The 13,249-nt window shown below is 68.6% G+C and carries 13 protein-coding genes; 4 read left to right on the forward strand and 9 right to left on the reverse strand.

Annotated features, from left to right (window positions below):
* Positions 1-2 precede the first annotated feature (2 nt).
* Positions 3-1,259: an MATE family efflux transporter gene (locus GH2_RS05085; RefSeq protein ID WP_239588353.1), complete on the reverse strand. Its 1,257-nt coding sequence runs from the start codon at positions 1,257-1,259 to the stop codon at positions 3-5.
* 39 nt (positions 1,260-1,298) lie between these two features.
* Between GH2_RS05085 and GH2_RS05090 the strand changes: the two genes are divergently transcribed.
* Together GH2_RS05090 and GH2_RS05095 are read left to right on the forward strand one after the other, a co-directional pair.
* Positions 1,299-2,213, forward strand: coding sequence for an HpcH/HpaI aldolase/citrate lyase family protein (locus tag GH2_RS05090; RefSeq protein WP_066163864.1), 915 nt, complete (start codon positions 1,299-1,301; stop codon positions 2,211-2,213).
* Between the two features lie 4 nt (positions 2,214-2,217).
* A complete protein-coding gene (locus tag GH2_RS05095; protein ID WP_239588354.1) occupies positions 2,218-3,867 on the forward strand; it encodes an MmpA family trehalose lipid delivery protein in 1,650 nt (549 codons plus the stop codon).
* Here the strand turns inward: GH2_RS05095 and GH2_RS05100 are convergent.
* The 7 genes from GH2_RS05100 to GH2_RS05130 form a co-directional block, all read right to left on the reverse strand.
* A complete protein-coding gene (locus GH2_RS05100; protein WP_066163870.1) occupies positions 3,849-4,883 on the reverse strand; it encodes an ABC transporter substrate-binding protein in 1,035 nt (344 codons plus the stop codon). The two genes, GH2_RS05095 and GH2_RS05100, sit on opposite strands and share 19 nt — an antisense overlap.
* Positions 4,884-4,947: 64 nt before the next feature.
* A complete protein-coding gene (locus GH2_RS05105) occupies positions 4,948-5,772 on the reverse strand; it encodes an SDR family NAD(P)-dependent oxidoreductase (RefSeq protein WP_066163873.1) in 825 nt (274 codons plus the stop codon).
* A gap of 23 nt (positions 5,773-5,795) precedes the next feature.
* A complete protein-coding gene (locus GH2_RS05110) occupies positions 5,796-6,215 on the reverse strand; it encodes a carboxymuconolactone decarboxylase family protein (protein ID WP_084247317.1) in 420 nt (139 codons plus the stop codon).
* Positions 6,215-7,027 carry an ABC transporter ATP-binding protein gene (locus tag GH2_RS05115; protein WP_084247318.1) on the reverse strand — a complete coding sequence of 271 codons (813 nt, stop codon included), beginning with the start codon at positions 7,025-7,027 and terminating at the stop codon, positions 6,215-6,217. Before GH2_RS05115 ends, GH2_RS05110 begins: the two co-directional genes overlap by 1 nt.
* Positions 7,027-7,926 (reverse strand): ABC transporter permease, encoded by a 900-nt coding sequence (locus tag GH2_RS05120; protein ID WP_239588355.1) that lies wholly within the window; start codon positions 7,924-7,926, stop codon positions 7,027-7,029. Before GH2_RS05120 ends, GH2_RS05115 begins: the two co-directional genes overlap by 1 nt.
* A complete protein-coding gene (locus GH2_RS05125; RefSeq protein ID WP_169802422.1) occupies positions 7,923-8,945 on the reverse strand; it encodes an ABC transporter substrate-binding protein in 1,023 nt (340 codons plus the stop codon). The genes GH2_RS05120 and GH2_RS05125 overlap by 4 nt, the downstream gene beginning before the upstream one ends.
* Before the next feature lie 25 nt (positions 8,946-8,970).
* Entirely contained in the window at positions 8,971-10,023 is a 1,053-nt protein-coding gene (locus GH2_RS05130; RefSeq protein ID WP_066163879.1) for a beta-keto acid cleavage family enzyme, read from the reverse strand.
* Positions 10,024-10,180: 157 nt separating this feature from the next.
* Between GH2_RS05130 and GH2_RS05135 the strand changes: the two genes are divergently transcribed.
* The gene (locus GH2_RS05135) at positions 10,181-11,185 is read left to right on the forward strand and encodes an AraC family transcriptional regulator (RefSeq protein WP_066163884.1); all 1,005 of its coding nucleotides are present in this window, start codon (positions 10,181-10,183) and stop codon (positions 11,183-11,185) included.
* Between the two features lie 290 nt (positions 11,186-11,475).
* Entirely contained in the window at positions 11,476-12,147 is a 672-nt protein-coding gene (locus GH2_RS05140; RefSeq protein ID WP_066163887.1) for a ScbR family autoregulator-binding transcription factor, read from the forward strand.
* Here GH2_RS05140 and GH2_RS05145 read toward each other — a convergent pair.
* Positions 12,116-13,249 (reverse strand): glycosyltransferase family 4 protein, encoded by a 1,134-nt coding sequence (locus GH2_RS05145; protein WP_157086009.1) that lies wholly within the window; start codon positions 13,247-13,249, stop codon positions 12,116-12,118. The genes GH2_RS05140 and GH2_RS05145 overlap by 32 nt on opposite strands.

Here is a 13,249-nt window from a genome sequence, read left to right on the forward strand (position 1 = left end):
GTTCAGATGCGGTCGGGGCCGCGACCGGACCGTTCCAGCGTCAGCCACGCCGCGGTGGCGGCCACCGCGCACGCGGCCGCGATCACCGACACCGCGACGAGGCCGGTCACCGAGCCGACGGCCGTCACGATCACGACCACTTCCACCACCAGCACCGCGAGGGCGGGCAGCGCGCCCCGCGCGCGATTGCGGGCGATGGCCGTCAGCAGCATCAACTGCAATACCGCGAGCAGCGCGCCGGCGAGCGCGAACGCCCACATCAGTCCGGCGACGCCGCGGTAGTCGTCGGAGATCACGATCGGCACCAGCGGCCCGCCGACGGCGGCGAGGACCGTCAAACCCGCCCCGATCGCGGCGAGCACGGCGACGGCGCGCCGCAACGCCGCCGCCGACCGCACCGGATCGGCGAGCCTCGGGTACGCGACCACCCCGATGGCCTGCGGCAGCCAGAACGCGGCTTTGGTGGCGACGGCGCCCAGCGCATAGACCCCTGCGTCGGCGGGCGAGAGCACCGCCCGCGACAGCAGCAGGTCCACCGACACCGCGACGATCATCACGAACTGCACGCCCGACGCCGCCAGCACCGCCGAGGCAGACACCTCGACGTCGCGCAACCGGTCCCCCGGAACGCCCTCGCGGGTGGCGATCACACCGACCGCGATCGCGGCGACGACGGTGCCGAGCGTCCCCGCGAGCAGAGCGCCGGTGGCGTCGGCGCCCGCGACCACGGCGCCGATCACCGGTACCGACCGCAGGATCCCGACCGCGGCGAGCACCGACCCGAGGAGCCGGAACCGCCCGGCGCCCTGCAGAAATCCCTGTCCGCCCGCGATCACGGCGAGCGGGGCAGCGCTGCTCAGGGACGCCGCCGTCGCAGCCGGTCCGGTGCGCGCCACCGCCATCATCACCAGCGTCGCGACCACCGACAGCGCCGCGACCGCGAGGAAGACCACGCCGATCAGGCGCCGCAACCGCGCGGGCGACGATCCCCGGACCACCTGCCGGGCGATCACCGCCTGCAGCGCGAGCGCGGGAACGGACGCTACGAGCATCGCGGCGCCCAGCACCGCGAACTCGCCGTACCCGTCCGGACCCAGCAGGCGACTCGCGGGCACCTGGACGACGTAGGCGAGGACGTTCGCCAGCAGCGTTCCCGCCGTCACCCAGCCGACCGAACGCACCACGGCGTCGCGGCGAAGCGGTGCGGCACGGGAGACCATGCTGACCAGTGTGCACGGCAGGTGCACGATAGACTTCATCGGCAGTATCCACCCGATCGAGACGAGCGTTGACAGTCGATGTACGACACCGAACCCTTTCACGAGCCTGATCCGTCCGACGTCGGTTCCCGCATCGACCCGGTACTGGCTCGGAGCTGGCTGCTGGTGAACGGCGCCCAGTACGACCGGTTCGACGCCGCGTCACGCTCCCGCGCCGACATCGTGATCCTCGACATCGAAGACGCCGTGGCGCCAAAGGACAAGGACAGTGCCCGCGACAACGTGGTCCGCTGGCTGGCCGACGGGCACTCCGACTGGGTACGGATCAACGGCTTCGGCAGCCCATGGTGGGCGGCCGATCTGGCGGCGTTGACCGGGACGTCCATCGGCGGCATCATGCTGGCGATGGTGGAGTCGGTCGATCACGTCACCGAGACCGCGCGACGGGTTCCCGGCGTGCCGATCGTCGCGTTGGTCGAGACCGCGCGCGGGTTGGAGCGAATCACCGAGATCGCATCGGCCAAAGGCACCTTCCGCCTGGCGTTCGGCATCGGCGACTTCCGCCGCGACACCGGTTTCGGTGAACTGCCGACGACTCTCGCCTACGCGCGGTCGCGGTTCACGATCGCTGCGAAGTCCGCGAACCTGCCGTCGGCGATCGACGGTCCCACCGTCGGCTCCAGCGCCCTGAAACTGTCGGAGGCGACGGCCGTGAGCTCGGAGTTCGGCATGACCGGCAAGATCTGCCTGACGCCGGACCAGTGCGGGCCGGTCAACGAGGGGCTGTCGCCGTCGCAGGACGAGATCAAGTGGGCGCGGGAGTTCTTCGCGGAGTTCGAGGCCGACGGCGGCGAGATCCGGAACGGTTCCGACCTGCCTCGCATCGCGCGCGGCACCAAGATCTTGGAGTTGGCGCGCGCGTACAAGATCGTTCCGGACGATTTCGTCATGAACGATCACATGCCTGCGCCGACCGACACCTACCACTTCTGACCTCTTGCTGTATGCGGTCAGCGGGCTGCTCACCGCGCTGATCTGCGCACCGCTCTTCGGCGACTACCTGCTGTACCGCGACGCGGTCGCGGTACCACGGTTCCCGATCACCGCCGACGCATTCGGCATCGGCGGGGCCGCCCCCCGCTCCGTCCCGCAGGACGGTCTGCTCGCGGTGGCGTCGTCGGTGATCGACGGCGGCTGGCTGGTCGCCGGACTCACCGCGCTCGCCCTGTTCGCGGCGGGCGTCGGGTACGGCAGGCTGGCACAACGGCTGGTCCCCGACGTCGGGACCACGGGCGCCGTCGCCGCCGCCGTGTTCGCGATCTGGAATCCGTACGTCGCCGAACGGCTCCTGCAGGGGCACTGGAGTCTGCTCGCCGGGTACGCCGCACTCGGGTGGGCGTTCTGCGCGGTGCTCGACGTCGCCGACCGGCCGGGTCTGCGGTCCTGGGCTCGGCTGGCCGGGGTGTGTGCCGCGGGCGGCCTCACCCCGACCGGTTCGGTGCTGGTGGCGGCCGTCGTCGTCACCAGTGCGATCGCCGTCCGCCTCCCGTGGCGTCGGGCGGGTGTCGCTGCCGGATGCTGGTTGGTGACGGCCGCTCCGTGGTTGGTCGGCGCGGCGGCCGCCGACGGCGTCGGTTCGTCGGGCGGAGCGGCGGCGTTCGCGCTGCGGAGTGAGCCGTGGCTGGGTTCGGTGGGCACGGCCCTCAGCCTCGGCGGCATCTGGAACGCGGACGCGACCCCGGCCAGCAGGACGTCGCCGTGGGCTGCGGTGGCGACCGGCGCCCTGCTCGCGGTCGTGGCGATCGGCGCAGGGATGCTGTTGCGACGACGGCCGCTCGACCGGACCGTCGCCGCGCTCGGCGTGCTGGCCGGCGGCGTGGTGGTGCTGGTGGTCGTTGCGGCCACGCCGCCGGGCATCGCCACCATGGACGCGATCCTGACGCACGTCCCGGGTGCGGGTCTGCTGCGTGACACCCAGAAGTTCCTGGCGCTCGCCGTGCCGTTCGCGAGCGTCGCGGCGGCCGCGGCGGTGCTCGCGCTGCGCAGGCTGGTCCCGTCCGGGTTCGCGCTCGCGGCGGTCGGCGCGCTGATCGCGGCACCGCTGCCCGACCTCGCGTGGGGCGTGGGCGGCGCCATCGCACCGGTCTCCTATCCCGCCGACTACGCCGCGGTCGCCGCGCTGATCGACGACCACCGCGACGGGTCCGTCGCGGTGTGGCCCGCGACGCAGGTGCGACACCTGTCGTGGGCCGACGGGCCGTCGTTGACGCCGTTGCCCCGGATGCTGAACGCACCGGTGGTCGTGTCCGGGGCGTTGACGATCGACGGTCAGACCGTCGACGAGCCCACCGGCCGGACCGCCGACGTCGTCGCCGCACTCGACGCCGGCGGAGATCCCCGACGGCTCGCCGCGCTGGGCGTCGGCTGGGTGGTCGTCGAGGAGGCCGACCCGCCCGGCATGCTCGCTGCCGCGACGCCCGCATATGCGGCGGACCATCTGCGCGCCTACCGCATCGCGAACGTGACGCCGCCACCCGCGCCGGGGGTCACGGCGTGGGTGGCGGCGTCAGTCGCGTTCGCGCTGTGGGTCGGCGCGATCGTCGTCGGTGCAGCGGCGCGGATGCGTCGTTACCGCGGGTCCCCCTGAGCGCACGGCTCGTAGGTGGACGACGCGAAGTCGGGCACGGTCGGCGCGGGTGACGCCACCAGCGGGGCCTGAGCGTCCCACGCCGACTTCTCGATCGTCGGCGCGAGGTAGGCGCTCTTCAACTTGGCCCACGACTGCGCGCCCGCTGCGGGCGACGCGCCGATCAGATCGCCGAGGTGCTTGCCCATGACCTCGTTGTTCTTCGCGTCCTGGGAGAACGAGTAGGCGTCCCAGATGGCCCGGCAGTAGTTGCCCATGTCCTTCGGACGGTTCTCCAGCGCCTGACAGGATCCCGTGTAGTACGCCTGGACCAGCGGTGAGAGCGCGTTGCCCGAACGGCCGACGATGTCGGTGACGCGGGTGACCTCCGACGGTGGCAGTTGTTCCTCCATCGTCGGGCCGTAGTACATCGCGTCGACCTGCTTGGCCTTGAACGCCTGGACCGCGGTGGCAGGCACCCCGACGGCGACGAAGGTGACGTCCTTGGCCGGATCCAGACCGGCCTGCTCCAGCAGTGCCGACGTCCACAGTTCGGTGCCGGAACCGCGGGCGATGACGCCGATCGTCTTACCCTTCAGCGACGCCAGCGTCGTCGTGGGATCGGTCGGGTCGCCGGTCACGGCAAGGTCCGGCTGGGCGACGAGTTCGAGCGAGTTGCCGATGGTGCTGCCCATCGCCTTCACGCACGCTCCCTTGTCGAGGGCGGGCCACATCAGCGCGGGCACCATGGTGTCGACGTCGAGGTCACCCGCGATCAACGCGGTGGCGAGGCTGTTGGCGTTGTCCATCGTGACCAAGTCGACGTTCAGGCCGCGCTCGGTGAAGAAGCCCTCCTGGTCGGCGACGTAGGTCATCAGGTCGGCGGGGACGCCGCGGGCGAGGCCGACTTTCAGCGTATCGCCCTGGCCGTCGGCGGCCTGCTGCTCGCCGCCGCCGCAGGCGACCACGGCGAGGGCGGTGCCGACGGCGACCGTGAGAGCGGCGAGGGATCGTCGCCAGCGGGTTGTTCGGCTCATGGGGTGTTCCTTTCCAAGGATCCGTCGCGGATCGCACGGAGTGTGGAGATCGATGGCGGACACATCAGATGACGACTCCGCCGTTGGGGCTGATGACCTGTCCGACCAGGTAGTGGTTCTCCGTGGCGAGATAGACCGCGAGGGAGGCGTACTCCTCGGGGCGGCCGAGTCGGCCCGCCGGGATCATCTGGTACAGATTCTGTCGCTGCTCGTCGGAGGCGTGCTCCAGATACTCCTCGAACGGCGGGGTCAGCACACCGCCGCAGGCGATGGCGTTCACATAGACGCCCGCGCCCGCGACGTCGAGCGCCACCGTCTTGGTGAGGCTGGCGACGGCCGCCTTGCTCGCCGAGTAGCCGGGACTGTGCATGCTCGCGGTCGAGATGCCCGCGACCGAGGAGATGTTGATGATCCGCCCGTATTGCTGCGGGACCATGTACTTCAACGCCTCTTGCGTGCAGTAGAAGACGCCGTTGGCGTTGACGTCCCACCACCGCAGCCAGTCGTCCTCGGTCAGGCTGCTGGTGACGCCGACGGCCTGGCGGGGCATCGGTGTCGTGACGTACGCGTAATGCTTGTTGCGACGCTCCTCGTCGGCCGGTCTGGTCGGCACCTTGGCCGCGTTGTTGACGAGGATGTGCACGGTGCCGAACCGTTCGGCCGCGGTGGCGAACATGCTCGCGACCTCGGTGGGCGACGACACGTCGCAGACCACCGGCAGGCACCGGCGACCGAGGGCTTCGATCTCGCGGGCGACGTCGTGCAGCTTCTGCTCCTGGATGTCGCAGATGACGACATCGGCGCCGTCCTGCGCCATGGCGGTCGCGATCGCGCGACCGAGCCCCTGCGCCGCGCCGGTGACCAGCGCGACCTTGTCTTGCAGACGCATTCAGTTCTCTTCTCTGTGCAGACTCAGTCGGCGGACGATGTCGGTGAATCGGGCCAGAGGCCTCGGGCCTGCATCTCCTCCTGCAGGATCGGGGCGCCGATGTTGCACGAGTGGATGCCGACGATGGTGGCGAGTTTGAGCACCTCGAGGATCTCCTCCGGCGTGACGCCCATGTCGAGAGCGGCCTGGATGTGGCGCCGGGTCCCCGGCGCGTACATGTGGGTGGCGGATGCGTCGACGGCGATGCACAGCAGTTGGACGACCTTCGGCGGGATCACCCCGCTCAGGTAGGGCTGCATCGCCATGTCCATGTACTTCTCAGTCCACGACGGATCCATCGCGTACAGACCGTCCCAGAGATTGTTCCATCCGCCGCCCGCCTTCATGGCGTCGACGACCGGGGTGTCGGTGACGGTGGGCGCGGTTGTTGCATCGGCGCTCATCAGTGCTCTTCCTCCTGGTTGAGTGCGTCGCGCAGTTCGGCGAGCATCGCGCGGTAGCGGGCCGACTCGCCGAGCGTCGCGGTGTCGCGCGGTCGGTCCAGGTCGACGGCGAGGTCGACCACCACTTCGCCCGCCCGCATCGCGACCACCCGGTCGGCGATGGTGAGGGCCTCGGTCAGGTCGTGTGTCACGAAGACCACGGTCTGCCGCTCCTGCGACCAGACGTTGAGGAACTCGTCGCGCACCACGTCGCGCGTCTGGGCGTCCAGCGCGGAGAACGGCTCGTCCATCAGGATCAGCGCCGGTTTCATCACCCAGGTGCGGGCGAGCGCCACGCGCTGACGCATGCCCTGCGACAGCTGCCACGGATAACGGTCCGCGACGTGTTCCAGACCCACCCGGGCCAGCATGTCCATCGCCCGATCACGTCGTTCGGCCTTGCCGACGCGCGCGATCTCCATCCCGAGTTCCACGTTGCGGCGCGCGGTGCGCCACGGGTACAGCGCATCACGCGCGAACATGTACCCCATCTGCGAACGGGCCTGCTGCGGTGTGCTGCCGAGCACCGACACCGAGCCGGTGGTCGGCGCCGACAGTCCGCCGAGGATGTTCAGTGCGGTGGTCTTGCCGCACCCGCTGTGGCCGACGAGGACCAGGAGTTCGCCGCGTCGACCCGTCAAGGACAGGTTGTTGACGCCGGAGAACGTGGTGGCGCCTGCCGGGGTGTAGTCGATGGTGGCGCCGTCGATCGTGAACGCCGGGGCATCGGTCGCGGTCTTCGCCGCGGTGTACGCGGTCTGCTGCTGAGTCATCACGAGTCCTGAGGAGGTTGCCAACGGAGGATCGACTTCTCGATCCGACCGGAGAGTGCGTTGAACGCTGCGGCGATGATCGCGAGGACGATCAGTGCCGCGTACACGGTGCCGAGATCGAACGCCGCGGACGACGCCGAGATCTGTTGGCCGAGGCCTGCGGTCGACGCGATGAGTTCGGCACCGACCACGCCGAGCAGCGAGTAGATCAGGCCGAGCCGCAGCCCGGCGAAGATCGACGGGATCGCCACCGGGAACAGCACCTTGCAGAAGCGCTGCCACTTGCTCGCGCCCATCACGACGGACAGCCGCAGCAGTTCGGGATCGGCGCTGGAGACGCCGGCTCGGGTGTTGATCGTCACGATGAACACGACGAGGGTGAACGCCAGCACGATCTTCGAGGTGGAGCCGATGCCGAAGTAGATGACGAACACCGGTGCCAGCGCGATGCGCGGCATCGCGTTGATCGCATCGAGGAACGGCGACACGACGGCCTCGACACTCGGCGAGAGCGCCAGGCCGATGCCGACCAGGACACCGACGACGGCACTGGCCACCAGGGCGATCAAGGCCGCCGACACGGTCGAGGACAGGTCGCTCCAGAACGTGCCCTTCGACTGCCAGTCCAGGAACGCCTGCCACACGAGCTGCGGATTGGAGATCACCAGCTTGTTGGTGGACGACACCGTGTAGGTGAGCTGCCACAGGCCCAGCAGCGCGGCCAGGAGCAGTACCTGCACGCCGAGCAGCGGCAGGCCCGACAGCTTGGCCTTGGAGCCCGTGGCCCCGACCACCACCTTCTTGCCCTTCCGCTTCAGGGCGGACGGTCGCTTCCGGCCGCTACGGCTGTCGACCGATTCGGTCGCTGCGACGCCGTCGATCGCGGAACTGACGGTCATCGGGGATCACCTCCGGCACACGGCGTGTAGACGGCCGTCGCGTAGTCGGGGACCGCGGGCGGCGGCGAACCGGCGAACGGCGCCTGCGCCTCCCACGACTGCTTGCTGATGGAGAACGGCAGATACGTGTTCTTGATGGACTGCCAGAGCGCCGGCGCACCCTGCGCCGAGACACCGACCAGTTCGCCGAGCCATTCGGCGACCCGTTGGTCATTGGCGGCGTCGCGCGTGTAGTCGTAGGCGTCCCACATCGCCTTGCAGTAGTTGGTGATGTCGTTCGGCCGTTGCTCGATGGTCTGGCACGACGCCGTCGGGTAGCCCTGCACCAGCGGAGACAGCGCATTGCCGTCCCGACCCACGATCTCGGTCACTCGCGTCACCTCCGACGGCGGAAGTTGTTCTTCCATCGTCGGGCCGTAGTACATGGCGTCGACCTGCTTGGCCTTGAAGGCTGCGATCGCGGTGGCCGGCGCACCGACTGCGACGAACGAGACGTCCGTGGCGGGATCGAGGCCCGCCTGCGTGAGCATCTGGGAGATCCACAGCTCCATGCCGGAGCCGCGCGAGGTGACGCCGATGGTCTTGCCCTTCAACGACCCCATCGTGGTGTCGGGGTCGGTCGGATCGCCGGTCACCGGGGTTCCGGGCTGTGCGATCACCTCGAGCGTGTTGCCGAGCGTCGAACCGAGTGCCTTGACGCAGGCGCCCCTGTCGATCGCAGGCCACATGGTGCCGGGCACCATGGTCCCGATCGTCAGATCGCCGGACACCACCGCCGCGGACTGCGCGGTGGTGAGCGACGGCGGCATCAGTTCCACGTTGACGCCGCGCTTCTCGAACAGTCCCGCCTTGTCGGCGACGACCGCCATCAGATCGCCGGGGACTCCCTGGGTGATCCCCACTTTCACCACTGCGCCGTCGGAGGCGTCGCCGCCGCCGCATGCGGTCAGGGTGAGCGCCGCACACACCGCGGCGGCCGCGCCGAGCACCGTGGCCGCCCGTCTGCCGAATCTCGTCATTGCGAGTCTTCTCTCAGTCGACGGATCAGGCGTGGTGGGTGAAGCCGACCTGGCCGGGCTGCCGATTGGGTGCGAAACCGAGCTTGGCCAGCGTCTCATCCGCATCGGCATAACTCTCACCGATCTTGTAGATGTCCCGCGCCTCCTTACCCGTCGCGACCTCCCGACCCAACTCCTCCGACAACCGCACCAACTGCTTGATCTGCGCCACCGAGCCCATCTTCTCGCCCTTGGCACCCCAAATGGTGTCCTCGTTACCGCACCGACTGTGCAACCCCAACGCAATCGCCAACGCATTCACCGGCGCCACCGACCGCATCAACGTCTCCAACGTCAAGCACGCACCATCGGGAACCCGCTGAATGAAGTTCATGATGTTGTACGGATTCGGGCCATCGAACCCGCCACCGATCCCCACCCACGTCAGATTCAACGGACCGGTGTACACACCCCGACGGATCAACCGCTCCACCGTCTCCAACTGCGGGATACTCGACAGCTGGAAATGCGGCTGGATCCCCGCCGCCTGCAACCTGCGCAGATGCTCCTCCACCCACTCCGGGCCCGCAGGCACCGTCATCTCCCGATAGGTGTCCGACAACTCCGGACGCGCCAACGACGTACCGGCGATATCGTCCGCAGTCATCAACTCCATGATGTTCATCTGGCTGGTGTTGATCGCGATCGTCACCTGATCAGGCTTGGGATCGAGCTCCGCCAGCATGTGCCGCGTATCATCCGAGAGCCACTTGGCATCAGCGCCATCACCTTCCGGGGCGAACGAGATCGACCCGCCGACCTGCAGGATCATCTCCGGCACCGCCTCCCGCAGCCCGGCCAGCAGCTCGTTGAACTTCGACAGCCGCTTCGAGCCGTGACCGTCCTCCTCGCGCACATGAATGTGCAGCACCGTCGCCCCGGCCTCATAGCAGTCCACCGCCTTCTGCACATGCTCGTCCATCGTCAGCGGCAGATCCTCACGGAAATCGTCCAGCTCCCACTCCGGCCCGTACGGGGCCGCAGTGATGACCAACTTGTCCTGCAACTCAGGGAAAAGCGCGTCGTCGTGAAAATGCATGATGAACTCCTTGTTCGAAACGGGCTGATGGTTCCGGTCGGTGAGTGATGTGACACATCAGAACTTTGATGTGATGCGATTCATGCTAGGAGTTCGCCATTCGCCATACTTGACCAATTGGGGCATAAAACTTGACCGATTGGGATATTGTTCGGGGATGCTGATGCTCCGCAGTGCCGTCCTGAACGGCTACGTCGACCAGGCGGAGGCGTTCGATCTGAACCCCCACGCACTGATGCGGGTCTGCGGCATCGACCCCGGCGCCTTCACTTCAGGAACGGAGTGGATCTCCGCCCAGGCCGTCGACCGACTCCTGGAACTGTCCGCAGCACAGTCCGGACACATCGAGTTCGGACTGCGCATGTCAGCGGACCGAGGGCTGTCGAACCTCGGCCCGGTCGGCTTGGCGGCCCGCGAAGAGCCAGACGTCCGCAGCGCGTTGGGAATACTCTTGCGCCACCTCAATCTGCACAACGAGGCGATCGATCTGGCGCTGTCCGAGCAGCACGGACTGGCGACCCTCACCGTGCGCGCGGCACCAGGCATCGAGATCGGCCGGCAGTCGACGGAACTGGTGCTCGCCTCCGTGTTTCGCATCCTCGGCGACGTGCTCCCCGCGGGCTGGGAGCCGACCACCGTCTACTTCGCGCACGCCGCACCGGCCGATCTGTCGACGCATCATCGCACGATGGGCGAGCACCTCGTCTTCGACCACGAGTTCTCCGGCATCCTCACCCCGACCAGCGATCTGGACCAGGCGAACCCGCTGTCGAATCCGCAGTTCCGACCGTTCGCTCAGGAATACCTCGGGCTGCTGGCGCCCGCCGCGGGGCCCACCCTGTCGATCCAGGTCCACGATCTGATCGCGACGCTGCTCCCGACCGGGAACTGCACGGCGGCCAAGATCGCACGGACCTTGGGCATGGATCGCCGGACGCTGAACCGGAAGTTGTCTGCCACGGACGCCTCGTACTCGTCGATCCTCGACGACGTACGACGCGAGTACGCCGCGGACGCAGTGCTTCGCGGCCGCACCTCGTTCACCGACATCGCTGTCCATCTCGGGTTCTCCGAGCTCAGCGCCTTCTCCCGGTGGTTCCGCGGTGCGTACGGCGTGAGCCCGCGCGCGTGGGCCGCCGATTCCCGTCGCGCGCACGAGTGAGCGGCGCGTCGAACAGCAGGACGCCAGTGCGCCATCCCCGCGATCTACTGAGCGCGGGAGTCGCGCACTGGCGTCGGTGTCCGATCCCGGTCATGTCCTGAGGCACCCCTCGGCCCTGTCGGCGGAATTCCTCCGTGTCCCAGCCGATGTGCAGCCTCAGTCTCATACCCGAAAAACCGGTTCACCGGTACGTAACGCTATACTCTTCAGTAACCAGTCGCAAGTCGATCACCGCAGGTTATCGGCGTATTCGCGCAATGCCAGGGCGATTCATCCACCAAGGGGAACCGATGGCTCAGCAGGCGAGAGCAGCTCAGACGCGTCAGCAGATCGTGCTCGGAGCAGCGAAACTCTTCAGTCGTGTCGGATATGAGCGAGCGCGGCTCAACGACATCGTCGGCGAGACCGGACTGACGCGCGGCGCCATCTACTTCCACTTTCAGTCCAAAGACGCGCTGGCGAAGATCATCGTCGACGAATTCCAGGCGACGTCGATCGAGGCGGTCGCCGCGATCGCTGCCACCGACGCATGCGGCATGTGTCAGATCGCGATGCTCAACCGCGAGATGGGCCGCCTCCTCGGCGCCGACCCGGTGGTACGCGCGGGCATCCGGCTGACCGTCGAACTCAATTCCGGTGAGGCGCCGATCCCCGTCTACCTGGCGTGGATCGAAGCATTGAAATACCTGGTCTCCCTCGGGATCGAGCAGGGCGACGTCCGCCCCGGCCTAACTCCCCACGATGCCGCCGTCTTCATCACCGAGGCATTCGTCGGCGCCCAGATCCTGTCGCATGCGGTGTCGGGACTCGACGATCTCCCCGAACGGATCGACCGCCTGACCGGCTTTCTGTTGAACGGGCTGATGCCCGACGACCGGCTGGCCGCGCATCCGGAGATCGCGAAGGCGCGGTTGGCGACGGCGCAGGACGCTAGGACTGCAGCACCTGCTCGAAGACAGTGACGAATCCGTCCGTCGTGGTGTGCCATGAGAACCGGTCGGACCGATCGCGAGCCGCCTCCCCCAACGCCGTTCGACGGCCCGGATCGGCCGCGAGGTCCGCGGCGGCGGCAGCCAGTTCGTCGACGTCGTCGACCAGGACGCCGGTGACGCCGTCGACGATCGAGTCGACGAGTCCGGCGGAGCTGCGGTAGCCGATGGTCGGGACACCGTGCTGGGCGGCTTCGATGACCGCCAGCCCCCAGCCCTCCTTCCGCGACGGCATCAGATGCAGGTCTGCGCCCGCCAGGACCTCGTGCTTTCGCCGGTCGCTGACATGCCCGTGGAAGGTGACACGGTCCATCACGCCGTGGGCTGCGGCGGCCTGGTGCAGTCGGTCCGCCCACCAGCCGTCGCCGACCACATCGAGGTGGACGTCGACGCCGTTCGCGACGAGGCGTGCCACGACGGTGAGCGCGTCCTCGATCTGCTTGTGCGGGACCAGGCGGGAGACGGCGACCAGACGCAGCGTGCCGGTCCGCGCGGGCTGGTCGATGCCGTCGGGCACCGGGTCGATCCCGCCGCGCACCACGGTGATGGTGTCGCGGTCGACGCCGAGCGTCGCAAGCTCGGTCGCCGACGGGTCGGAGACCGTCACATAGCGGTTGCGCCGGTGCACCCACGGCGAGAGCTGCGACTCGATGAACCAGCCGATCTTCGCCAAGACCGGACCGGCCACCGGCCACTGCTCACGATGACAGTGGTGAACGAGGACGACGGTCGGCGCCGGCGTCACGAGTCGGGCGAAGAACGGGACGCCGTTCTGGGTGTCGACGACCACGTCGGGACGATAGCCGGGGAGTCGGCCCCGCCCCAGGCGCGCTGCAACGAGCGTCGCCAGCGCGCGGGGATACACGCCGAGCCGCCCACCCGCCCGGAGGATCCGCACGCCGTCGCGCATCTGTTTGCGCGGGGCGCCGGGGTAGTGCGCGGTCAGCAGCGTGACGCGGGATCCGCGTTGCGCCAGTTCCGCACCGACGCGTTCCAGGTAACGTTCGCTGCCGCCGCCCTGGGGGTGGCCGGTGTCGCGCCAGCAGAGCAGCAGGACATCGGTCGGAGAATTCAC

It is taken from the genome of Gordonia hydrophobica NBRC 16057, from assembly GCF_001592365.1.
GTDB lineage: Bacteria > Actinomycetota > Actinomycetes > Mycobacteriales > Mycobacteriaceae > Gordonia > Gordonia hydrophobica.